At 49.5% G+C, this 23,623-nt stretch carries 23 protein-coding genes; 16 read left to right on the forward strand and 7 right to left on the reverse strand.

From position 1 onward, the window contains the following. Nucleotides 1-76: 76 nt before the first annotated feature. From ACXAC1_RS06060 to ACXAC1_RS06075, 4 genes are all read left to right on the forward strand, one after another. The gene (locus ACXAC1_RS06060; RefSeq protein WP_475059909.1) at nucleotides 77-742 is read left to right on the forward strand and encodes a GntR family transcriptional regulator; all 666 of its coding nucleotides are present in this window, start codon (nucleotides 77-79) and stop codon (nucleotides 740-742) included. Between the two features lie 4 nt (nucleotides 743-746). Beyond that, nucleotides 747-1,478 (forward strand): aspartate/glutamate racemase family protein, encoded by a 732-nt coding sequence (locus ACXAC1_RS06065; RefSeq protein WP_475059911.1) that lies wholly within the window; start codon nucleotides 747-749, stop codon nucleotides 1,476-1,478. Nucleotides 1,479-1,494: 16 nt separating this feature from the next. Beyond that, nucleotides 1,495-2,424, forward strand: a complete 930-nt coding sequence (gene puuE, locus ACXAC1_RS06070) for an allantoinase PuuE (protein ID WP_475059913.1) — start codon at nucleotides 1,495-1,497, stop codon at nucleotides 2,422-2,424. A 127-nt stretch (nucleotides 2,425-2,551) separates the two neighbouring features. Then, on the forward strand, nucleotides 2,552-3,187 hold the full coding sequence (locus ACXAC1_RS06075; RefSeq protein ID WP_475059915.1) for a methyltransferase family protein: 636 nt from the start codon (nucleotides 2,552-2,554) through the stop codon (nucleotides 3,185-3,187). 2 nt (nucleotides 3,188-3,189) lie between these two features. On the opposite strand, the gene ACXAC1_RS06080 is transcribed toward ACXAC1_RS06075, so the two are convergent. Then, a complete protein-coding gene (locus ACXAC1_RS06080) occupies nucleotides 3,190-4,551 on the reverse strand; it encodes a formimidoylglutamate deiminase (RefSeq protein ID WP_475059917.1) in 1,362 nt (453 codons plus the stop codon). 113 nt (nucleotides 4,552-4,664) lie between these two features. Between ACXAC1_RS06080 and hutC the strand changes: the two genes are divergently transcribed. The 6 genes from hutC to ACXAC1_RS06110 all read left to right on the forward strand — a co-directional run bounded on the left by hutC (nucleotide 4,665) and on the right by ACXAC1_RS06110 (nucleotide 11,331). Continuing rightward, nucleotides 4,665-5,420 (forward strand): histidine utilization repressor, encoded by a 756-nt coding sequence (hutC, locus tag ACXAC1_RS06085; protein ID WP_133561189.1) that lies wholly within the window; start codon nucleotides 4,665-4,667, stop codon nucleotides 5,418-5,420. A 113-nt stretch (nucleotides 5,421-5,533) separates the two neighbouring features. Beyond that, nucleotides 5,534-7,213 (forward strand): urocanate hydratase, encoded by a 1,680-nt coding sequence (hutU, locus tag ACXAC1_RS06090; RefSeq protein WP_475059920.1) that lies wholly within the window; start codon nucleotides 5,534-5,536, stop codon nucleotides 7,211-7,213. A gap of 18 nt (nucleotides 7,214-7,231) precedes the next feature. Beyond that, complete coding sequence (gene hutH, locus ACXAC1_RS06095) at nucleotides 7,232-8,770, forward strand: histidine ammonia-lyase (RefSeq protein WP_475059922.1); 1,539 nt, start codon at nucleotides 7,232-7,234, stop codon at nucleotides 8,768-8,770. Between the two features lie 24 nt (nucleotides 8,771-8,794). Beyond that, on the forward strand, nucleotides 8,795-10,024 hold the full coding sequence (gene hutI / locus ACXAC1_RS06100) for an imidazolonepropionase (protein ID WP_475059925.1): 1,230 nt from the start codon (nucleotides 8,795-8,797) through the stop codon (nucleotides 10,022-10,024). Then, nucleotides 10,021-10,830: an N-formylglutamate deformylase gene (gene hutG, locus ACXAC1_RS06105; RefSeq protein ID WP_475059926.1), complete on the forward strand. Its 810-nt coding sequence runs from the start codon at nucleotides 10,021-10,023 to the stop codon at nucleotides 10,828-10,830. The genes hutI and hutG overlap by 4 nt, the downstream gene beginning before the upstream one ends. Nucleotides 10,831-10,854: 24 nt before the next feature. Next, complete coding sequence (locus ACXAC1_RS06110; RefSeq protein ID WP_475059929.1) at nucleotides 10,855-11,331, forward strand: GNAT family N-acetyltransferase; 477 nt, start codon at nucleotides 10,855-10,857, stop codon at nucleotides 11,329-11,331. 35 nt (nucleotides 11,332-11,366) lie between these two features. Here the strand turns inward: ACXAC1_RS06110 and ACXAC1_RS06115 are convergent, their stop codons facing one another. Both ACXAC1_RS06115 and ACXAC1_RS06120 read right to left on the reverse strand, forming a co-directional pair. Further along, nucleotides 11,367-12,254: a DMT family transporter gene (locus ACXAC1_RS06115; RefSeq protein ID WP_475059932.1), complete on the reverse strand. Its 888-nt coding sequence runs from the start codon at nucleotides 12,252-12,254 to the stop codon at nucleotides 11,367-11,369. A 132-nt stretch (nucleotides 12,255-12,386) separates the two neighbouring features. After that, on the reverse strand, nucleotides 12,387-13,220 hold the full coding sequence (locus tag ACXAC1_RS06120) for a helix-turn-helix domain-containing protein (RefSeq protein WP_475059935.1): 834 nt from the start codon (nucleotides 13,218-13,220) through the stop codon (nucleotides 12,387-12,389). Nucleotides 13,221-13,436: 216 nt separating this feature from the next. Between ACXAC1_RS06120 and ACXAC1_RS06125 the strand changes: the two genes are divergently transcribed. Genes ACXAC1_RS06125 through ACXAC1_RS06140 form a run of 4 tightly spaced genes read left to right on the forward strand, consistent with a single transcriptional unit; the run spans nucleotide 13,437 to nucleotide 17,795 of the window. Then, on the forward strand, nucleotides 13,437-14,576 hold the full coding sequence (locus ACXAC1_RS06125; protein ID WP_475059937.1) for a tyramine oxidase subunit B: 1,140 nt from the start codon (nucleotides 13,437-13,439) through the stop codon (nucleotides 14,574-14,576). A 22-nt stretch (nucleotides 14,577-14,598) separates the two neighbouring features. Beyond that, the gene (locus ACXAC1_RS06130) at nucleotides 14,599-15,021 is read left to right on the forward strand and encodes a RidA family protein (protein ID WP_475059940.1); all 423 of its coding nucleotides are present in this window, start codon (nucleotides 14,599-14,601) and stop codon (nucleotides 15,019-15,021) included. Between the two features lie 51 nt (nucleotides 15,022-15,072). Then, nucleotides 15,073-16,365 (forward strand): NAD(P)/FAD-dependent oxidoreductase, encoded by a 1,293-nt coding sequence (locus ACXAC1_RS06135; RefSeq protein WP_475059943.1) that lies wholly within the window; start codon nucleotides 15,073-15,075, stop codon nucleotides 16,363-16,365. A gap of 38 nt (nucleotides 16,366-16,403) precedes the next feature. After that, the gene (locus tag ACXAC1_RS06140; RefSeq protein WP_475059945.1) at nucleotides 16,404-17,795 is read left to right on the forward strand and encodes an APC family permease; all 1,392 of its coding nucleotides are present in this window, start codon (nucleotides 16,404-16,406) and stop codon (nucleotides 17,793-17,795) included. A gap of 75 nt (nucleotides 17,796-17,870) precedes the next feature. Here the strand turns inward: ACXAC1_RS06140 and ACXAC1_RS06145 are convergent, their stop codons facing one another. The 3 genes from ACXAC1_RS06145 to ACXAC1_RS06155 form a co-directional block, all read right to left on the reverse strand. Further along, entirely contained in the window at nucleotides 17,871-19,037 is a 1,167-nt protein-coding gene (locus ACXAC1_RS06145; RefSeq protein WP_475059948.1) for a cupin domain-containing carboxymuconolactone decarboxylase family protein, read from the reverse strand. A 132-nt stretch (nucleotides 19,038-19,169) separates the two neighbouring features. Further along, entirely contained in the window at nucleotides 19,170-19,766 is a 597-nt protein-coding gene (locus ACXAC1_RS06150) for an HD domain-containing protein (RefSeq protein WP_475059950.1), read from the reverse strand. A 43-nt stretch (nucleotides 19,767-19,809) separates the two neighbouring features. Continuing rightward, complete coding sequence (locus ACXAC1_RS06155; RefSeq protein ID WP_475059953.1) at nucleotides 19,810-20,871, reverse strand: NAD(P)H-dependent flavin oxidoreductase; 1,062 nt, start codon at nucleotides 20,869-20,871, stop codon at nucleotides 19,810-19,812. 150 nt (nucleotides 20,872-21,021) lie between these two features. On the opposite strand from ACXAC1_RS06155, the gene ACXAC1_RS06160 reads away from it, so the two are divergent. Further along, nucleotides 21,022-21,918, forward strand: a complete 897-nt coding sequence (locus tag ACXAC1_RS06160) for an aldo/keto reductase (protein WP_475059955.1) — start codon at nucleotides 21,022-21,024, stop codon at nucleotides 21,916-21,918. Between the two features lie 28 nt (nucleotides 21,919-21,946). After that, entirely contained in the window at nucleotides 21,947-22,699 is a 753-nt protein-coding gene (locus tag ACXAC1_RS06165) for a sporulation protein (RefSeq protein WP_475059957.1), read from the forward strand. 1 nt (nucleotide 22,700) lies between these two features. Here ACXAC1_RS06165 and ACXAC1_RS06170 read toward each other — a convergent pair whose 3' ends face one another. After that, on the reverse strand, nucleotides 22,701-23,615 hold the full coding sequence (locus ACXAC1_RS06170; RefSeq protein WP_475059960.1) for a response regulator: 915 nt from the start codon (nucleotides 23,613-23,615) through the stop codon (nucleotides 22,701-22,703). Between the last annotated feature and the right edge of the window lie 8 nt (nucleotides 23,616-23,623).

Genomic DNA, 23,623 nt, shown 5'->3' on the forward strand with positions numbered 1-23,623 from the left:
TGACGTGCTATATTGAAATCAATGTATACAAATTTATCCGATACATCGTATACAATTTATATAGGTGTTAGCGTATATGTCGAATGACGAAAAGATTTACCAGAAGATATTAAAAGCCATCGTCGAACATCAATTACCCCCTGGTGCTCGCCTGCCAGAAGACCGTTTATCCGAAGCGTTTGGCGTCAGCCGCACGGGAATTCGTAAGGTGCTGCAACGCCTCGCGCTAGAACATTTCGTCGTCATTGCTCGCAACAAAGGCGCGCAAGTCAATCACCCAAGCGAAGAAGAAGCCCTCGAAGTCCTCGACAGTCGTATCTTAATCGAGCCTCAACTGATCTCCTCATTACAGCAACACTGGAGCAAAGACCACTCAGAGTACTTTCGTGATCTAGTGGAGGATGAACACCAAGCTGAGCACCAAGGGGATATGGCCACCCAAATCCAAGCCACAGCTCGTTTTCACTACGAGCTAGCCAAGATCGCAGGCAATAGTGTGCTGGCCGCCTTTGTTGAGCAACTGTGCTATCGCTCCTCGTTGGTCATTGCCGCGTATGGAACCCGTAGTAGCGTGAGTTGTGATTGCGGTGACCATGCCCAACTTCTGGACTTACTGGATCAACAGGAAACGAAGAAAGCTCGCCAGTGGATGACTCATCACCTGCAAGACATCAAAGCCTCGTTAGTTCTGGAAAGCCAAGAAGAACAAAACATCGACTTCCATCGTCTGTTTGCAGAGTGACCCCATGCGTATCCAAATTATTAATCCAAACACCAGCGCGGGTATGACCGACGCCATGGCGGCTAGTGCGCGCCAGATCGCATTGCCAGACAGTGACATCATTGCCAGCACACCAGAGCATGGCCCTAAAAGCATCGAATGCGCGTTTGATGAAGTCATTGCCGGCGCGGCAATGTTGGATCAAGTTCAAAAAGGCAAAGCAATGGGCGTCGATGCGCACATTATCGCCTGCTTCGGTGATCCAGCACTGGATGCCGCCCGTGAACTGGCAGATGCCCCTGTGATCGGTATTGCTGAAGCCGCTTTCAAATTCGCCAGCACGGTCGGCCATAAATTTGGCGTGGTGACGACGTTGTCTCGAACAGTCCCAGCTAGTGAGCACCTACTACACAAATATGGCTACCAGCACCTGTGCAGTGGCGTGCGAGCAACGGATATACCAGTACTGGCGTTAGAGCATATTGAACCAAGCGCCTACCGTCAGTTACGCGATGAATGTCTGGCGGCTATCAATGAAGATGGTGCAGAAGCCATTGTTCTGGGCTGCGCAGGCATGTCCGCCCTAGTGGACCGCCTTAGAGCTGAACTGCCCGTACCAATTGTGGATGGCGTTGCCGCGGCGGTAAAACTGGCAGAAAGTTTGCACCAGTTAGGACTTAAGACCGCCAAAACTGGTCAATATGGCGCGCCTGTCAACAAACCTTTTATCGGCCGCTATGAGCATTGGAATCGCTAGCATAAGGTAGTACAGCATGAAACATTATTTAGAACGAGATTACGCCGGATACGGTCGCGACAACTTACCCAAGGTAGAATGGCCGAATAAAGCCCGTATCGCACTGCAATTTGTACTGAACTTCGAAGAAGGTGGCGAGAACTGTGTGTTACACGGAGATGAGCACGCCGAAACATTTTTATCTGAGATCTTTGGTGCGCAGCCGTTTAAAGATCGCCACATGAGTATGGAGTCCCTATATGAATACGGCTCTCGTAATGGTGTGTGGCGCATATTGAATGAGTTTGAAAAGCGCGGCTTACCCTTATCAATCTTCGCCATCGCAACGGCGCTGCAACGTAATCCAGACGTCGCAAAAGCCTTTGTCGAAGGCGGCCACGAATTAGTGTGCCACGGTCTGAAATGGATTCATTACCAAGAAATGTCCATTGAAGAAGAACGCCAGCACATGCAACAAGCACTACAAATCATCAAAGACATTACTGGCGTCATGCCAATGGGCTGGTACACGGGCCGTGACTCACCAAACACGCGTAAGCTGGTGGCAGAGCAGCCACAGCTAAAATACGACTCTGACAATTATGGTGACGATCTTCCTTACTGGGTTGAAGTGCCTCACCACGAGGATGAAAGCAAAACCAAACCGCATCTGATCATCCCGTACACACTGGACTGTAACGATATGCGCTTCGCATCACCCTATGGCTTTAGCCATGGTGATGAATTCTTCCAGTACCTAAAAGACAACTTCGATTGTCTCTACGCCGAAGGTGAAACAGCACCGAAGATGATGTCAATTGGTATGCACTGTCGCACCCTGGGGAAACCTGCACGCTTTATGGCACTAAAGAAATTCCTTGATTACGTGCAGTCCCATGACGATGTGTGGATAACACGCCGCTGTGATATCGCTGAACACTGGATGACCCATCACCCAGCAAAATAACGGCGGTTGAACCTAAACCACACTTCAACTCATAAAGGTTTAGGTTCAGCACATTCTGTGGAACAATGGCTTACCTTGTCTGTGATCGCTCTGCGGGCACCCTATCCAAACGGAGTTCGTTTTCGACATGTCTACAGCCTTATCCATTGAATTCACCAGTGATGTGATCACATTCAACCGCGCTTATCTGGCTTGCTTTTATACCTTTGTGGCGCTGTTTTATACCACGCGGATTTTGTATTTAAAGCGTGTGACACATACCGAGCGGGTGTTTCATGGTTCAGTGTTTTCCGCCAATTGGTGGCATCACAAGATATTTGATGTCTTTCGGGTGTGGATCTGGCTTACCTGCGTCATCCGTTACTTTTATCCCAGTGTCGATCAATACCTTGGCCTCTTGCCCGTTCTCTTGGCAGATTGGATCATCCTTGCTGGTACTGCACTGTTAACCACTGGGTTCGCATGGGCCATCGCTACGCATTTTATGCTAGGCCGCTGCTGGACGTCTGGGATCAATCAACAAGGTCCGACACGATTAGTCACCAGCGGGGTATATGGCATCAGCCGTAATCCGATTTACCTTGGCGTTCTTGCCTCCCAAGTGGGATTCTTCTTTGCCTTACCGTCCCTCTTTTCACTGCTGTGTCTTGCGGTCGGTGTGATCACCATTTTGCGTCAAACAAATGAAGAAGAGCGCCATCTAGCACAGCAGTTTCCAGATACCTATCGACAGTATCAAAATGCCGTACCTAGATGGCTATAAGATTATCCGAAATACTTGTCTACGATCTTCGCAAACGCCTGATTGACGCCTGTATCAAGCTCATGCTGTCGATCAGTGATCACTGCTTGGCCTGCAACATAAACGTCTTTGATCGGGTTATTACTTAAGGCAAACAACCAACGGTTGAGCAAGTCTTTCGACTGACTGGAATGAACAAAAGGCTCAGTTTTATCCCACACCATAAAGTCGGCGCGATGACCAACGCGAATACCCAACTGTACATCACAGGCTTGATTGCCACCCTGTAATGCTTTGGCAAATAAGTGATCCGCAATATGAGGCTGCTGCTCACTGTATAAGCGATTGCGCTTTTGCTGGGCTAAGCGCTGACCGTATTCAAACCAGCGAAGCTCTTCTTGCAAGGAAGTGCTGACATGACTATCAGAACCAACGCCCCAATGACCTCCAGCTTGTTCATAAGTGGTACCGGGAAAGATCCCATCGCCCAAGTTGGCTTCCGTGGTTGTACAAATACCAACGGTCGCACCTGACTGTGCAATGCTTTGCACTTCACTGTCTGAAAGATGCGTCGCATGTATCAAGGTCCAGCGCGGCGATAGGCCCATTACTTGAGCCAACCATTCTACTGGGCGCTGACCAGAGAACGCCAAGCAGTCTTGCACTTCTTTGTTTTGTTCTGCGATGTGAATATGAATCGGCTGTCCGGTATCCACTGCCTTGAGCACGTCCTTCATAGCCTTAAAGTCGGTAGCCCGAAGGGAATGAAAGCACACACCTAATTTGTGCAGCGTCGATCCGGCCACTCGCTTTTCGTAGCCCTTATATTGCTCAATATATTGTTCGGTGGATTGAATAAAGCGTTGCTGCCCTGTATTGGCAGTTTGTTGGCCAAACCCCGCGTATTGATACAAGGCAGGTAGCAATGTGATCCCCATTCCTACTCGTGAGCCAGCACTCAGTACCGCTTCGCCCAAGGCGGTTGCGCTGGAATACACTTGTCCATCAGCTTGGTTATGCAAGTAATGGAACTCTCCAACTTGGCTAAAGCCCCCTTTAAGCAACTCGATGTATAGCTTACTGGCAATGACTTCGAGTTCTTCTGGTGTCAGCTGTGTCGCAGTCTTGTACATGACATCACGCCAACTCCAAAAACTGTCTTCAGGATTAGCGGCGATTTCTGCCATGCCCGCCATTAAGCGCTGAAAAGCATGGGAATGCAGATTGGCAACCGTCGGTAGAACTGGGCCGTCCAATACAATATCTGCTGAAGTAGGAGAAACATTGACGTCTACTTGAGCAAAGTGTCCATTTTCCACCGTAAAGCAAACATTGTCGGCCCAACCGTGTTCTAAATAAGCCCGTTTTGTAAAGTAGCGCGTCATAGCAAATCACCTAAACTAAATATTTACTAATTGTATATACAACTTAATGTTTTTAAATACAAGTAACCAAGGTATACTTTTGGTTTGTTTTTAATCGCGATGTAGGACGATACGTGGCCAACTCGATCCATCCTTTGCTAGTGAACTTCTTTGCCGATCTGCCAGACACGCCTGCGCCGATTTATGCCAGACTCAAACAAGCCATCACTCAAAAAGTGACTTCTGGGGAATGGCAAGCGAACCAACGTGTGCCATCAGAGGCAGAGATCGTTAAAGCGCTGAATGTCAGTCGAATGACCGTAAACCGTGCCCTACGTGAGCTCACGGCAGAGGGGCTACTCACTCGACAGCAAGGGCTCGGTACATTTGTGGCACAAAAAAAGGCTCACTCTGCCCTGTTTGAAGTGCACAACATCGCCGAAGAAGTGGCCTCACGAGGCGGTCAGTACCACGCAAAACAATTGCAACTCACCAAAAGCAAAGCCTCTGTAGAAGAAGCCATCAACTTAGGGATGCGCACCAACCAAGAGATTTTCCGTTCAGTGATCCTGCACTTCGAGGACAATCAACCGATTCAATTGGAAGAGCGTGTCGTCAACGCTACCCTTGCACCAGAATATGGCGAGCAAGATTTCACCCAAGAAACGCCGTACGTCTACTTGATGAAAGCCGCGCCAATGACCGAAGGGGAACACTTAGTCGAAGCAGTATTACCTAACGCTAGAGAGTGCGAGCTGCTGGACATTAATGACCACGAGCCTTGTCTACAGATCAAGCGCCGCACCTGGTCTGGGGATCAAATCGTCACCGCTGCGCGCCTACTTCATCCAGGTAATCGCTTCCAATTATTCGGACATTTTTCCAGCTAAGGGACTTCCGCCGTAAAAAATCCTTGCGCAAAGCAGAAATTCCTTTTATGTTTAAATTAAGTTGTATATACATGTTTACACATAGAGCACAGATTCATTAAAAGGAACACATCATGTCGAACAATCGCTACCGTCAAGGTGAAATTCGTGCGCCACACGGCACCACTCTTAATGCAAAAAGCTGGCTGACTGAAGCGCCGCTGCGCATGCTAATGAACAACCTAGATCCAGATGTGGCCGAAAACCCAGAAGAACTAGTAGTGTACGGTGGTATCGGCCGCGCCGCGCGTAACTGGGAATGCTACGACAAGATTGTTGAAACACTGAAAAACCTAGAAACCGACGAAACGCTACTCGTGCAATCTGGCAAGCCTGCTGGTGTGTTCAAAACCCATGAGAATGCGCCGCGTGTATTGATTGCCAACTCCAACCTAGTGCCACACTGGGCGACTTGGGAGCACTTCAACGAGCTAGACGCCAAAGGCTTGGCTATGTACGGCCAGATGACGGCGGGATCTTGGATCTACATCGGCAGCCAAGGCATCGTGCAGGGTACGTATGAAACCTTCGTAGAAGCAGGTCGCCAACATTACGATGGTAACTTAACAGGACGCTGGATTCTGACAGCAGGCCTTGGTGGCATGGGCGGCGCGCAACCTTTAGCAGCAACTTTAGCTGGCGCTTGTTCTTTAAACATTGAATGTCAGCAGAGCCGTATCGACTTCCGTCTGCGTACACGCTACGTGGATGAGCAAGCGACCGACCTAGACGATGCCCTAGCCCGCATCAAACGTTACACCGAAGAAGGTAAAGCCATCTCTATCGCGCTGTGTGGTAACGCAGCGGATATTTTGCCAGAGTTGGTAAAACGTGGCGTTCGCCCAGACATGGTCACAGACCAAACCTCTGCCCACGACCCGCTAAACGGTTACTTGCCTCAAGGCATGAGCTGGGATGAATACAAAGCCGCAGCACAGAAAGACCCAGCAGGCACAACGAAATCCGCGAAACAAACCATGGCGGTACACGTTGAAGCCATGCTTGCCTTCCAAAAAATGGGCGTACCGACGTTTGACTACGGCAACAACATTCGCCAGATGGCTTTAGAAGAAGGCGTCGACAATGCGTTCGATTTCCCAGGTTTCGTTCCTGCTTACATTCGTCCGCTATTCTGTCGCGGTATTGGCCCATTCCGCTGGGCAGCCCTATCCGGCAACCCAGAAGACATTTACAAAACCGATGCCAAAGTTAAAGAGTTGATTCCAGACGATGAGCACCTTCATCATTGGCTAGATATGGCTCGCGAACGTATTCAGTTCCAAGGCTTGCCTGCACGTATTTGTTGGGTAGGTCTTGGTCAACGTGCCAAACTTGGCCTAGCCTTCAATGAAATGGTGCGCTCAGGTGAACTGTCAGCGCCAGTTGTGATTGGGCGAGATCACCTAGACTCAGGTTCGGTTGCCAGCCCTAATCGTGAAACGGAAGGCATGCAAGATGGTTCGGATGCAGTGTCCGACTGGCCATTACTTAATGCGCTGCTTAACACAGCCTCTGGCGCAACATGGGTATCACTGCACCACGGTGGCGGTGTCGGCATGGGCTTCTCACAACACTCAGGTGTGGTGATTGTCTGTGACGGTACCGACGAAGCCGCTGAGCGCATTGCTCGTGTCTTGCATAATGACCCAGCAACTGGGGTAATGCGTCATGCGGATGCCGGTTACAATATTGCCGTTGATTGCGCTAAAGAGCAGGGTTTGCACCTGCCAATGATTACTACTCCAGCAAAATAATAAGAGCGACGAAATAACATGTTTGAATTCACTATTAATCCCGGCCAACTTACCCTAGCGGACTTGCGCCAAATCAGTCGTCGTAAGGTGAAATTAAGCCTAGACCCAGCAGCGATTCCTGCGATCGAAGCCAGTACTAAAGTCGTCGATGATGTGATCCGAGAAGATCGCACCGTTTACGGCATCAATACGGGCTTTGGTCTATTGGCAAATACGCGTATTGCCCCTGATGATCTCGAAGAGCTACAACGCAGTATCGTGTTATCCCATGCGGCGGGTACTGGCGATTTGATGGACGATGCCACCGTAAAAATGGTGATGGCCCTTAAAGTGAATAGCTTGGCGCGTGGTTTCTCTGGCATTCGCCTTTCTGTGATCGAAGCCTTGATCACACTGATTAATAAAGAAGTTTACCCATGCATTCCGAAAAAAGGCTCGGTAGGCGCGTCAGGTGACTTGGCTCCTTTAGCGCATATGAGCGCGGTATTACTCGGGGAAGGCAAAGCGCGCTACAAAGGCGAAATCCTATCTGGCCAAGCAGCTCTTGCGGTAGCGGGATTAGAACCAATTACCCTTGCACCAAAAGAAGGTTTAGCCCTACTTAATGGTACTCAAGCTTCGACAGCATTTGCCCTAGAAGGTCTATTTGAAGCAGAAGACTTGTTTGCCAGCGCCATTATCTGTGGTGCGTTTTCGGTCGAAGCGGCTTTGGGTAGCCGTCGTCCATTTGACGAGCGTATCCACCTTGTTCGCGGTCATAAAACTCAAATCGATGTAGCGGCGGCATACCGTCATCTTCTCGGTGATACCAGTGATATCGGCAGCTCCCATGTGGGCTGTGAAAAGGTGCAAGACCCATACTCTCTGCGTTGTCAGCCACAAGTCATGGGCGCTTGCTTAGAGCAAATCCGCAATGCGGCGAACACACTGCGTGTGGAAGCGAACTCGGTGTCGGACAACCCATTGGTATTTGCTGAAGATGGCGACATCATTTCAGGGGGTAACTTCCACGCTGAGCCCGTTGCTATGGCAGCCGATAACTTGGCCCTCGCCATTGCTGAAATCGGCAGTCTTTCGGAGCGTCGTATGGCACTTCTGATCGACAGCGGCCTAAGTAAATTACCACCGTTCCTAGTGGACAATGGCGGCGTCAACTCTGGCTTTATGATTGCGCAAGTCACCGCGGCAGCGCTTGCCAGTGAGAACAAAACCTTTGCTCACCCTGCTTCAGTAGACAGCTTGCCTACCTCAGCCAACCAAGAAGACCATGTCTCGATGGCCACCTTTGCGGCACGCCGTCTGCGCGATATGTCAGAAAATACCCGTGGTATTTTAGCCGTCGAAATCTTGGCTGCGGCTCAAGGTCTGGATTTCCGTGCGCCATTGAAATCGACCACAATCCTTGAACAAGCGAAAGCGGAACTACGTTCCCATGTACCGTTCTACGACAAAGATCGTTACTTCGCTGCGGACATTGAGAAAGCCACGTCCTTGTTAAAAGAAGCCGCGCACAATGGCTTGATGCCAGCAGGCTTGTTACCAAGCTTGAGCGCATAAAAAGAGAAGGACAGACCAAACAAAATGAGTAAGGCAGACACCATGATGGATTGGGACAGTGTATGGATTGGCGCTCAGATTGCGACCTTAGAAAACGGTCAATACAACGTCATTGAAGACGGTGCGTTGGCGGTTAAACAAGGCCGCATCGCTTGGCTGGGCGCAAAGCAAGACTTGCCCGCGCATCAAGCCCAACACACCTATCAACTGGAAGGTGGGGTAATCACACCAGGCTTGGTGGACTGTCATACCCATTTGGTCTTTGGTGGTAATCGCGCCAATGAGTTTGAAATGCGACTCAATGGCGCAACTTACCAAGAGATCGCCAAAGCCGGAGGCGGCATTGTCTCTTCTGTTAATGCCACCCGTGCTGCCAATGTTGCCGAACTGGTGAACTCTGCACAGAAACGTCTGAATAGCTTGATGGCGGACGGTGTGACAAGCATAGAGATTAAGTCCGGTTATGGCTTGAACGCTCAAAGTGAAATAGCCATGCTGCAGGCGGCCAAAACTCTGCTCGACAATAATCCAGTGGATATCAAAACTACCTGCCTAGCCGCCCATGCCTTGCCACCAGAGTTTGCTGGGCGTCCAGACGATTACATCGATTATGTGTGCCAAGAGATTCTGCCTCAGGTTGCTCAACTCGGGCTAGCCGATGCAGTGGATGCTTTTTGTGAAGGCATTGGCTTCTCTGTTGAACAAACGCAACGTTACTTCGAGGCGGCGAAAGCGCTTGGTTTACCGGTAAAACTGCATGCGGAGCAACTTTCTTCCCTAGGTGGTTCCGCAATGGCAGCCGGTTATCAAGCTTTATCAGCAGATCACCTAGAGTACGTGACCGAGGACGATGTCAAAACCATGGCGGATGCTGGTACCGTCGCCGTCATTTTACCGGGCGCCTTCTATGTTTTACGTGAAACACAAAAACCGCCCATTGATTTGTTCCGTAAGCACAATGTACCCATGGCCATCGCGACCGATGCCAACCCTGGTACAGCCCCTGTTTTGTCCTTACGTCTGATGATGAACATGGCCTGCACCTTGTTTGGTATGACCCCAGAAGAAGCCTTAGCAGGAGCGACTATTCATGCCGCTAAAGCATTGGGGATGGAACAACAGGTCGGCACGTTAGCGGTTGGTAAGCAAGCCAACTTTGTCCATTGGGATGTGCAATCCCCCGGAGAATTAAGCTATTGGCTAGGGGGACAATTTGTCTTACAACGGGTTTATCAAGGGGAGGTTTGTTCATGAGCGCAGTACTGAAAACACCAGCCTTTCACTTTCAACAAGGTGATACACCCTTATTGGTCAGCATGCCTCACTCAGGCACGCAGCTCACCGATGAGGTCAACGTAGGACTGACCGATGACGCTCAATGCTTGCCGGATACAGATTGGTTTATTCCCGAGCTCTACCCATTTTTAGAAACTTTGGGCGTCGGTGTTATCCAAGCCAACTATTCTCGATTTGTCATCGACTTAAACCGCCCCTATGATGATAAACCTCTGTACCAAACGAAAACCACTGGCCTGTTCCCAGACATTTTATTTGCCGATCAGCCCGTGTTCCAGTCGGGCCATGAGCCTTCTGCAGAACATCGCCAGTTTTGCAAAGACCATATTTGGCGCCCTTACCATGAAACCATCGCCCAAGAACTCGCTCGGCTAAAGGCCAAATTTGGCTACGCCATTTTATTTGATGCCCACAGTATCGCGGCGCAGGTACCTATGTTGTTTGAAGGTACCTTACCGGACTTTAACTGGGGCACGAATGAAGGCTTGTCTTGTGATGAGCGTATTCGTCATGCGGTGAATCAAGTGATCGAGCCACACTACAGCCAAGTGACCAATGGCCGTTTTAAAGGTGGCTACATTACTCGTCATTTCGGACAGCCTGAGCAAGGTATCCACGCTATTCAACTAGAGCTTTCCCAAGCCACATACCTCGACACTGACAAAGCCGCCCATCATGAGTACGGTTTAGACCAGAATAAACTGCCTCATATACAACACCAGCTACAAAAGGTCATTGGAGCGATTCTTGCTACAAAGCTATAGCCCTATTTAAAAAGAGTTGTAGCAATGGATATTAAAATTGATGATCTTTCTTGTGGTGAAGTGATCAAATTATTGGAAGAGCACCTTGCAGATATGTACGCAGTATCTCCTCCTGAGTGTGTCCATGCCTTGGATGTAGAAGCATTGAGTTCACCAGATATCACCTTTTTCAGCGGCTGGATAAATGGCGTGTTGCAAGGATGCTTAGCAATTAAGCAACTCACGCCAAACCATATTGAATTAAAATCAATGCGAACCTCCAGCGCAGTACGTCAATCTGGCATTGCAACACAACTCTTGAGACATACTTTGAACGTTGCAGCAGAACGTGGCTATTCATATGCAAGCCTAGAAACAGGGACACAAGACTTTTTCCTGCCAGCGCGCAGACTCTATGAAAAGTTTGGCTTCGAGTATTGCGGCCCCTTCGCAAATTACAAAGAAGATCCGCACAGCTGCTTTATGACAAAGTGCCTGACAAAAAGATTGGAGACTCACTGACTACGCTAAAGGCAGCTGCGTTGAAGACTTCACTGTTACGCAGTTTTAGCCTTGGTTTGAATCACTAGGTAAATCCCACCTAGGATCAATGCGGCTGAGATGATCAGCCGCATACTGAGTGGCTCCGCCACAAAGAGAACGCCGCCGATCGCGGCGATTACTGGTACCAATAATTGCAGCACACCTGCTTGGGTTGCACTTAAGTGTCTCAGTACACGATACCAAATACTATAGCCGACACCAGAAGCCAGACCGCCAGATAGCGCAGCCAAGAGCAGGCCTTGTGGTGTGGCGAACCATTGATCCAGCGTCATCACCCCAAGTAAAAGTGCCATGGGTACCGTTCGTAAAAAATTGAAGCTGGTGTCTGCCAAAGGTGCGTTAGAGCCTCTGCCTAATAAGGTATAACCGGCCCACGCCATCCCCGCTAACGCCATAAGCACTACACCCATAATCGAAGGCGTTGATACTTGTGGTAGGACTAAATACACCAGTCCTGCAAAAGCGATCAATATGCCTATGACCTCAAGCCCTCGCAATCGATGCCCCTCTACAAAGGTGGCAACTACCATGGTGAGCTGCACCATACCGAATAACACCAAGGCACCACTGCCGGTTTCCAGTTGCAAATAGGCGTAAGAAAAAGCCACCGCGTAGACAAACAACATCAAGGCCGCTAGCCAGCTACCTCGTTTAGAAGACGCTGCTTCAGAGCCCATTGGACTCGTTGCCTTTAGCGCACGTTTAGAAGAAGACAAGCGATTAAAGTACAGCAACAGCAGTAAAACCAATGCGCCTGTTACAAGCCGTACCATGGTAAACCCCGCTGCATCAATCCACTGCTCAGCCAACGCCAGTCGGGAAAAAACAGAGTTTGCAGCGAATGCAACAAGGGCCAAAATCGTCAACCAAACCGTGGTCATAAGCGGAAAATCGTCCGAATTATTCAAAAAGAGCCATGGTTATATCATGTTATTTGTTCAACAGATGCCCGAGAAGCGAGAAAAAACCGCACAAGGAATGTGCGAGGCGAGCACAACGCGCCCTAGTCTTGATCAAAAATGCTGTATACGTTCGAGGTAAGTTTGCTGTTTTACACGGTTTTGATAAGTCATTGGCGTAGCATGCACCAGTTTTTTAAACTCTCTTAAGAAGTGCGGTTGGTCACTAAAACCTAGATCAAACGCCATATCAGAAAACACCACCTGATCACTGTGATTGATCTGATAAACCGCCGATTGGCAACGTACAATCCGTCCAAATTGCTTGGGGGTCATGCCCATATCTGCTCGAAATTGACGTTGAATAGTGCGTGTAGTGTAGCCGGTTAATTCGGCTAACTCATCGATCCTAACATTGCCCTGTAAAGCAAAAATTCGCTGCACCACAGCCTGTGTTAAAGGGGCCAATTGACGAGCACTTTTGCCTTCAAAAAACTGCTGAAATGACGCTACCTGATCGGAAAAGTTGGACTGACTGACAACCGTCTCAAACAGTTGATTTGCATGGGGAATCACGTCTTGTAAGCTAAAGTGGTGCTCTATTAACTCCTGCGCTGACACCCTTAAACAATCTGGAATTATGCCTGACGCAAATCGAACGCCGAAGTAACGATGATCTTCGACCAAATGAATATCAATGGCCTCCATGGGCGTACCAAACACTTCTGCTGTGGGACGACTCGCATCGCAGTCAAAGATGATGTCGACACAACCATCAGGTATGGCAATGGTTTCTTGCTTGGAGCGAGACATTTCAAAACTGTAAAAATGCGATATGGCTGGGTTCGTAGAACTGGCCACCGAAAACTTTTCTGCCGCACTTAATACCAGCCAAGGCTGCTTCGAACGAATTTTACCGAGACGATCAATCGTATTTTGATGAGCCATACCCACACCTTGCAAAAATAGACGATAGCGTCACGTTGCAAGCAAGATGCCATATTTTCTATCAAGTTAAAGACATTTAATCGTGTCGCAAAAGTTCAATACCCGCCATTTTTTACGCCCTAGGATGAAATAAATCCGATCCGAAGCACATTTCTTCAATCAGTAAAACAGCACATTAGACGTTCTCGTCATGACCAAATTTGAGGGGTTAAAACCATGTCCGACAACACAAAAATCGATTTCATTTACCTATCAGAACCAGACATGATCAAAGCTGGCGTGACCAACATGCCGACTTGTGTCGACACAATGGAAGATATGTTCGCCCTACTGCACAAAGGCGACTACCGCATGGCGGGACCAAACAATGACTCTCACGGTGCCATGGTCACCTTTCCTGAGCAGCCTGACATTCCAACCATGCCACGACACACTCCTGATCGACGCTTAATGGCGATGCCTGCGTACCTGGGTGGCGACTACCAGACTTGCGGCGTGAAATGGTACGGTTCCAACATTGAAAACCGTGAAAAAGGCTTACCTCGCTCGATTTTAATGTTCACTTTGAACGACGCCGACACCGGAGCACCGCTTGCTCACATGTCCGCTAACCTACTGTCTGCGTACCGCACCGGTGCCGTTCCAGGTGTTGGTGCAAAACACCTCGCCCGTAAAGACTCAAAAGTGGTTGGTTTGTTAGGCCCAGGGGTGATGGGCAAAACGTCTATCGCAGCCTTCATGGCCGCTTGTCCAAATATCGACACCTTGAAGGTAAAAGGACGTGGTCAGAAAAGCTTGGACAGTTTCTTAACATGGGTTAACCAAACCTTCCCGCAAATCACCAATGTTCAAGTGGTGGATACCTTAGAGGAAGTCGTCCGTGACGCCGACATCGTTACCTACTGCAACTCTGGTGAAACCGGCGATGTCAGCACTTACCCAATCGTAAAACGCGAGTGGGTCAAACCTGGCGCGTACATTTCCATGCCCGCCTATTGCCGCTTTGATGCGGAGCTAGAAGCCAATGATGTTCGCAAAGTCATGGACAACATCGGCCTGTACGAAGCGTGGCATGAAGAAGCACCAAAACCTGCTCACATGTACATCCCAATCATTGGTTGTCGTTTTATGGACATGATTGACGAAGGCTTAATGACCAAAGATCAACTGGAAGATCTGGGGGCCATTTGTGCTGGCGAGGCACCTGGACGTCAGAATGACGATGAAATCATCGTACTCTCAGTTGGCGGTCTACCCACAGAAGACGTGGCTTGGGCGACCAAGATTTATCAAAACGCCATTGACCAAAACATAGGCGTCAAACTGAACCTTTGGGACACACCAACCCTGCGCTAATCAAATACGCTGAGAGCATTTTATGACCGATATTATCAAAGTAAAAACAGGCAACGTGTTTGAAGAGAAAGCCAGTTATTCAAGAGTGGTGGCGGTAGAAGACTGGATCTTTGTTTCCAATACCGCCGGCAGACACCCTGTTACCAAAGAGATTCCCGAAGATGTAACGACACAGACACTACAAGTCTTTGCCAACATCGAAAGCGCCCTACACAGCGTTGATGCTTCTCTTGGTGATGTGGTGATGTCTCGCGTGTTTATTCAAAACCCAGCGGATACCGAGGTTGTGATGGCCGTCATTGGTGAGAAGTTTAAAGGCATCAACCCTGCGACGACCGTGACTTGCCCACCACTTGGTTCAACCATTTATAAAGTGGAATTAGAGCTGACGGCTTATCGCGGCTCCGCTAAAGCAAAAGTCAAAGAAGTCCTATTGACCCAGTAATACAGCCAAAGCGCTAAGCCCTCTTAGCGCTTTTTTGTTTTGGAAAACGCCATGTTAAAAACACTTGTCAAAGTTAACACCACCAATCAACTGCCGGATTCAACCTCTGTCGTTATTATTGGCGGTGGCATTGTCGGCATTTGTGCGGCCCTGACACTAGCAGAGCGCGGAGTACCCGTCGTGGTTCTTGAAAAAGGTCACATTGCTGCCGAGCAGTCTTCACGAAATCTGGGCTGGATTCGTAAAACCAGCCGCCACGCAGAAGACGTTCCATTGGCGCAAGCCGCTGACAAAATTTGGAGCAACCTGTCTGAGCGAGTTGATGCGCCCGTTGGCTATCGTCAGGCAGGCATCATGTTCCTTGGGGACACCGATGAGCAGATGGCCATTCATGAAAAATGGTTGAACTCTGTCGCAGGTCTGGATCTCGATTCCACTCTCTTAAGCAAAGCAGAGCTAGATAAGCTTGTCCCCGGCGGTAATGGCACTTGGAAAGGAGCGGTATATACCCCATCGGATGGTCGCGGTGAACCAACGTTAGCAACCAGCGCCATCGCAAATGCTGCCATCAAATATGGCGCGACCATCGTGCAGCAGTGCGCCGTTCGAACGTTGAGTATGCAAGCCGGCAAAGTTTCTGGTGTTATCACCGAGCTGGGGGAAATTCGCTGTGATCAAGTCCTCCTAGCAGGTGGCGCTTGGTCCCGAAGATTTTTAGGTAATCTGGGAGTGCAACTGCCTACGCTACCGGTCATTGCTTCGGTATTAAGAACCAAGCCGATCAAAGGTCCCACTGAGATTGCCGTAGGTGGCTCAGACTTCTCATTTCGTAAGCACCAAGATGGTGGCTTTATCATCATGCAACGGGGCAAAGTCGATGCCCCATTGACCTTGGATCACCTTAAGATCGGTCTGCAATTCAAAGACCAATTACGCTTCGGGAAAGACGCGTTAAACATTTCATTTGGCAAAGAGTTTTTTGAAGACTTATCGACGCCTCGATCTTGGACAGCCAACAAGCGCTCTCCATTTGAATCCATTCGTGTTCGCGAACCCAGAATAAATCATGGCTTATTGGATGATGCCATGCGCAATACCATCAACGCTTGGCCCATTTTCAAAGACGCAGAATTAGAAGAATCGTGGGCAGGTTTGATTGATGTGACCCCGGACTCCATGCCGGTGATTGACCGTGTCCAAGACATTCCTGGATTGACTGTTGCGACAGGCTTCTCGGGACATGGCTTTGGTACTGGCCCAGCGGCGGGACAACTCGCAGCGGATATTGTCATGAATGACTCGCCGCTCGTCGACCCCGCTCCGTATCGATTTAACCGATTTTAGGTTTAGCACATTGTGTCATTCACAAGAGGAACAGAATAATGAGTGATATTACCACCACCGATGAGTTAAGCATGGCGTCATCTTCGACCATGCAAAAAAGTACTAAGATAGGCTTAATCACGATGATGGCGATCTGTATAGGATTGGTCATTGTCCAAGGCGCGATGATTTCGGCCCTGCAAGGTATCGGAATGGGCGGCACGACGTTTGTGTTTGCAATGATTGCGGCTCTGATTATTTCCCAGTGTAATGCAATGAGCTTTGCAGAGCTCTCACTAATGTTCCCCCAAGAAGGCACGTTAGCCACTTACACGCAAAAGGCCATTGGTCACTTTCCGGCAATCGTTGCGGTCTTTGCCGGATACGTTATCGTCGCTAGCCTAGCGGTTCCTATTGAAATGTTTCTAGTAGATGCCATGCTCGCAGAACTCCTGCCAGGTATGTTTCCAGAAAAGCTTGTTCCTCTACTGATCTTAGCCGTGCTCGCCATCACTAACCTAGTCGGGGCGGATGTGTTTGCCAAAGTGCAAAACTTCATTGCCTTTGTTTTGGTTAGCGCAATGGTTTTGCTGGGATTAGCTGCCATTTCGGGTGGTTCGGAGTATGTTCAAACGTTACAAGGCACTTCAGTCGACTGGGGATTTGCTGGGGTGCTAGACGGTAGTTTCATTGGTCTAATCGCGTTGGCAATGTGGCTGTTTGTGGGGGCCGAATACATTTGCCCTATGATTAACGAAGTCAAAGACCCTAACAAAAATATTCCAAGAGCAATGAACCTATCTTTGTTCGCTATTTTCGGAATATTTTTGGCGTTTGTCTTTGGTGCCAGCTTAGTTCTTGATACAGAAACCCTGCTTGGCTCACCAATCCCTTACTTAGATTATGCCAATGCGGTATTTGGTAAATCGGGGCTGTTTATCGCCACAGTAATGGCCCTTGCCGCTACCTGTAGCACAATCAATACGATCCTAGCGGGTCTTCCGCGTATGCTTCACGGTATGGCCCAACAAAAACAAGCGTTCCCAATGCTAAAAGCGGTCAACCGCTATAATACGCCTTGGGTAGGCATTGTCATGATGGCGCTGTTTACGTCTATCCCGTTTGTGACGTTGGACATCGACTCTCTGATCGTTCTCGTCATTGCGGCGACCACCAGCTACCTATTGGCGTACATCATCTCTCATATTGATGTAATCGTACTACGACGCCGCTTTCCTAACCTGAAGCGCCCATACAAAACGCCGTTTTACCCCATTCCGCAAATTGTAGGGATCGTCTCAATGCTGTATGTCATTATCAATAACTCTCCCGCACCAGAAATGACCCAAATGGTCTTTACCATTGCAGGAAGCATGCTGGCGGTCGTTGCCATCATCGGCGCACTTTGGGTGAAGTTCTACATGAAAAAAGGGCTATTCGAAGCCGATTAATCTCGCCTGATACCGTAAGCGCTCCAGATATTTGGGGCGCTTACAAAGAGGCGTAATATGACGTTAAAAGACTGTCTATTGGTTCAAACGTTGTACAAGGCGAGCGCCTGCTTGAGTAGTAATACGCTGGGTTAATAGCTGACCAAGCTCTGCCATTTGATCGTCTGAAACCCCTGCGTTTCGTGCCATATTGATGTGTGCATTCAGCTGACCATCGGTGTTTGGCATCACCGCTAAAATGGCTAAGGTCAGCAGCTCCCGATCCTGATGGGATAACACACCACGGGCAAAGACATCACCAAACAAGTGCTTTTGCAGGAACACATTGGCTCCCGGAGCGAAATCAAACAATGGACCGCCCACTGGCGCACCGACTAGGGCCGTTTGTACCGATTGCCCTAATGCTTGTTCGTCATCATTATCTGATAAAAGTGTCGCTGGTTGGCCTTCCGTCGTGTCATATCCTGCAGCGTTACGGGCCTCGACTACTTGCATCAGAGTGTTCAAAGCATTCAGAGAACGGGGAAAACCTGCGTAGGGATACAAGTGAATCAGAGCTTCTCTCAAATCACTGACTGGGACACCGTTTGCAAGAGCCGCATCCAACGTATCCATTAACGCATGAGACTGACCTAATGTTGCCAAGGCAATGGTGTAAGTCAGATGCTGCTGTCGTTCATCTAAAGCTTTGAAGTGTGTATGTTCATCCTGCAACGATGCCACCGCGGCCAGATACACCTCATCACTGACCTTATCTTTCCAGTTAACATTTTGTCCGTCTTGGCTCGCTGTCACGACAAAGTGCGTCATCGCAGCATCAGGGGTTGCCCCATGCCAATGATCCACACCATCAGGACACCAAACAGCCTCGCCTTCATGGAATTGGATCACCTGCCCATCACGGGTTCCGGTTAAAGCAGTGCCTTGGGTGACGATCATATGTTGTCCTGCGGGGTGATCATGCCAAGCAGTTCTCGCCCCAGTTTGAAAGGTGACATAAGCGCCAGAATAGGGCACGCCTTCGCGCTCAGGAAACACTACTTGTACATCGACTTGACCATCGAATAATGCCTCAGGCCCAGAAAAAGCTGGCTGACTGCCTGCAGGATATATTTCCTGCTCCTTTGCGATGGCCTCCCCTGATAGCCCCGCGAGGGCTAGCAAAGCCGCAGGACTGAGTCGTGCCTTACGGGAACGTGCTTTATGAGCGTTTGTGTCTTGAGCGTTTGCTTGGTTAGACATCGTGACCTCCAATATCGTTGTGAAATGGTTAACACAAGATCATTAGAGCATCAGCGCCTTAGGGACATTTGAAGGATTCTCCAGCATTTTTGCCTAATCCTCTAAGCCCCTTAATAAGTCACGATTGCTGCATTATTGTTGGGATTTGAAGTGTTGTGCGACCAATTGCTTAGCATGCTGCCACAGCGCTTTAGAGCCTTTTACGATGACTTGGCCATACCGTGTCTGCACTTGCGGCTCGGTTACTTGCCCTTCGACCCAAGTGCCACCTTGCGTGGCGACGTTATGAATCAGAGGCTGAAGGCGGTCGAGGGATTTAGCGAATTGCGCGTCATCCGTTTCAGCGGCCTCAAACTCAAGCCACAGCGCTTTCAGCTCTTCCCCTTGCGCCTTAGGCAATAAACCAAAGATACGCTCAGCCGCCTGCAGCTCTGCGGCTTCTTGCGCGGAAGTATCACCGGTTTCATGAATTGGGTGATCGCCCGCATCAATTTCCACTACGTCATGCAGTAGCAGCATCTTGATCACACGATCGATGTTCACCGTCGTATTCGCACTGTCTTGCAGAATGAGCGCATACATTGCCAAATGCCAAGAATGCTCCGCCGAATTTTCTTTGCGGGACTGATCAATCAGAGGAGATTTGCGCACGACGCTTTTAAGCTGATCGATTTCTCGTAGGAAGTTTAACTGCTGTTCTAAATGAGAAAGAGGCGTTGCATCGGACATAGGGATAAGCTTCCAAACAGGGCTTCAAAGAGAATGCGCTACCCTAACGCATCTCTTCAATATTCGCCAAGGCTTGTGTTATGGCCTGGGCTGAGACGGCGCGACACCCAGTCACATTCTGCCCTGCCCAAAGCGGTGAAAAGTCGCCTGACTGCTGCGCTTCGGCCGCCGCTCGCAAGGGCGCTATCGCAGGTGTCGCCAAGGGAAACGGCGGTGCGTCTGCACTCATCGGACCGAGCTCTTGCATGACACGATTAACGATGCCACGGGCCGCACCGCCACTGAATAAATTCGTCAATGCAGTCGTGTTAGCGGCGTCAGACTGAAGTGTAGTGCGATGTACTTCACTGGTTTGCGCTTCATCGCATAGCAAATAAGCCGTACCCACCTGTACACCAGCGGCCCCTAGGGCCATCATGGTCGCCACGCCTTGTGCATCCGCAATACCGCCTGCCGCGATGACTGGCACGGACACCGCTTGAATAATTTGCGGTAACAGCGCAAAGATACCCACTTGCGTGGCAATGCTTTTGTCTAAGAAAAAGCCGCGATGGCCACCCGCTTCTAGGCCTTGAGCAATAATCGCATCTACCCCATGCTGCTCTAGCCAGATGGCCTCTGGCACCGTTGTCGCACTGGCAATGATTTTCCCACCCCATGCGCGGATAGGAGCCAGCAATTCTGGATCTGGCAACCCGAAGTGAAAGCTCACCACAGGGGGCTTAAAGGCTTCTAAAACCGCCAAGGCTTGCTGATTAAACGGCGTACGACTTGGGCCAGAGGTAATGGAGGTCAGTTCAAGTCCAAGCTCTTCATAGTAAGGTAAAAGCGCAGCACGCCAGCGCCCTTCGACGCCACTATCGGGTTCAGGCGGTGTGTGACAGAAGAAATTTACGTTGTATGGACGATCCGTCTGTTGGCTTAAGCTTTCCAGCTCCTGCGCTAAGCGTTCTTCACTCAGCATGGCACAAGGTAAAGAGCCGAGCCCTCCGGCATTGGACACCGCAACAGCTAAGCGGTGGTCTTGAACGCCCGCCATGGGCGCTTGAATAATCGGCAGTTCAATTCCAAACAATTCCTCGATACGCACAGTCAAACCCTCCATGAAATCTACTCACTAGGCTAGCACGTCTCATGCTGAAGTCATATGACAGCAAAGGAATCCTCATCTGGGAACCTTTCGTCGCTAGGCAGTCCAATAGTGAGTTGCTACAGTTACCACACATAAATTTTGTGATCACCTAAGGATTATCCAATGACGCACACCTATCACCCACTAGGTTTTACCGGCTCTCGCATTGCTCAAGGCTACTGGCGTTTGGCCGAATGGGGCATGTCAGATCAAGAATTGCTTAGCTTTATTGAGCAAAGCCTTGAAGCCGGGATCACCACCGTCGACCACGCTGATATTTATGGTGATTATCAGTGCGAAACTTTATTTGGCCGCGCTTTAGCATTGAAACCCTCATTGCGCGACAAACTGCAAATCATCAGTAAGTGCGGCATCTTACTTCCAAGCCAGCAACGTCCAGAGATCAGCAGCCACCGATACGATCAAAGTACCGGACACATTATTCAAAGCGTTGATCAATCTCTTAAGAACTTAAACGTCGACTCACTGGATATGCTCTTGATTCACCGCCCTTCGCCACTAATGGATCCAGACCATGTGAGCGAAGCGTTTGAACACCTTTATACCGTCGGAAAAGTGAAGCACTTTGGCGTGTCGAATTTTTCTGCACAGCAGTTTGATTTGCTGCAATCTCGTATCGATATGCCTCTGCTCGTCAACCAAGTGGAGCTGTCACCTTTGGAGCTAAAACACTTCAAAGACGGCACCCTAGAGCACGCTCAGCAACATGCTGTGACGCCTATGGCTTGGTCGCCCTTTGCTGGCGGTGATTTATTTAAGCTAGAAGGCATTAACCCAACCCTTTACCAAGCCATGTCTGACGTAGCAGAAGCTCATCAAGCCAGCTTTGATCAAGTCGCCCTTGCTTGGCTAATGCGCCACCCTTCTGGCATTGCCCCCGTACTTGGTTCAGGCAAAATTGAGCGCGTATTGGCTGCTCAGCAAGCGTTGACAATGACATTAAGCGACCATGAGTGGTTCGCCATTTGGGTGGCATCACAAGGTCATCCTGTCCCTTAAACGTTCCGCAAATAACTAGAGACATCCTATGTTTAAAAAATTACTCGCAAGTGTTGGCATTGGCAAAGCCAATGTGGATGCCATCTTGAAAAGTGACAGCCTGCAAGCTGGCGCACCGTTTGAGGTAGAAGTCGTCATTAAAGGCGGCGATGTCGCGCAGGAAATCCAAGGGCTGTCTTTTGCCGTGATGACCAAAGCAAAAGCTACCGTTGAAACCAAAGAACATGAGCGTGAGGTGCAACGCAGTGTCGTGCTACAAGAATGGTGGCAACCGTTGGCGCTGACCGTAGAGGCGGGAGAAACTTTAACGAAAACATTCTCACTGATGCTACATCCAGAAATCCCTGCCAGCGAATTAGCGGGGGTGACGATTGCAAAAATGTGGCTGCAAACAGGCATCGACATTAAAAACGGTATCGATGGTTCTGACAAAGACCCTCTGACGATTCTGCCGTCGGCAACACAACGAGCCGTCTTAGACTTCATTAGCCAAAGCGGCTACCGCTTGTTCAAATCGGACATTGAAGCGGGCAAAGTATCGGCACCGGGCTTCACCTCACACCTACCTTGTTATCAAGAGTACGAATTCAAACCGGACAATTTTTCATTGTTTGGCGTGCGTGAAATCGAAGTCACCTTCGTCGACAACGGCCAAGAGACAGGCGTCTTACTCGAAGTGGATCGTGCCTTCAAAGGCGATGGCTACCGCAGTATTTCCATTCCGAATCATTGCACCACCGTCGCCGACGTTAAGCCTTATGTTAAGAGGATATTGGGGTAGTTTAGGCGCTCTCGCGCGTCATGATACGTAATGCCACCCCCGCAGCCGCCGTACGGTTTTCAACGCCAAGTTTGGGAAAGATTTGTTCCAAATGCTTGTTAACGGTACGGGGGCTCATTTCTAAGATTTCTGCAATCTCGCGGTTGGTCTTGCCGTTCGCTATCCAGTGTAAAACGTGGGATTCACGTTCGGTCAAACCCAGCTCGACTTTGAGTAACTCCGGCCCAAGCGGACGGTCTCCGTCCTCCAGTTTTACCAATGCTTCAGACTGTTCGGTGTATCCCAGAAACTTCAGTGTTAGTGGATAGTCGAGCTCTTGAAGTGGTAGGCGACTCCCTTCTTCAGGTCGATGACTTAACCAGCTCCGTACCTGAGGTGCTAGATGCTCAACCTGCCAAGCGGACGTTAAGCGAGCCTTGGCTAATAGGGCATGCGCTTGTGGTGTGGCCCAAGCAATGTCGCCTTGCCCATCAAACGTCATCAAAAATTGCCCCATGCTATCAAGAGCGGACTGAGCGTTATTACTCAAACGGGCATTGTTTAAATGCACTCGCATGCGCGCGATTAACTCATTCGGCTGAATCGGTTTAGTCAAATAATCCACCCCACCCGCTTCAAGACCGCGAACGATATCATTGGTATCAGACAAGCCCGTCATAAAGATGACAGGAATACTCGACAAATTGGGATCCGCCTTGAGCGCATGGCACGTTTCGAAACCATCCATATTTGGCATCACCGCATCCAGCAAAATAATGTCCGGTCGAATTCGCTTCGCTATGGTTAATGCCTGTCGGCCTTCTAAGGCGACTAAAACATCCATATCGGCTTGCTCCAAAGTGTCATGGATCAGACTCAGCGCATCAGGAGAGTCGTCTACTACCAACACAATGTCATTCTTAGGGTTCGCCTTCATTTTCAAAT

It is taken from the genome of Marinomonas sp. AWM4_232, assembly GCF_056158325.1.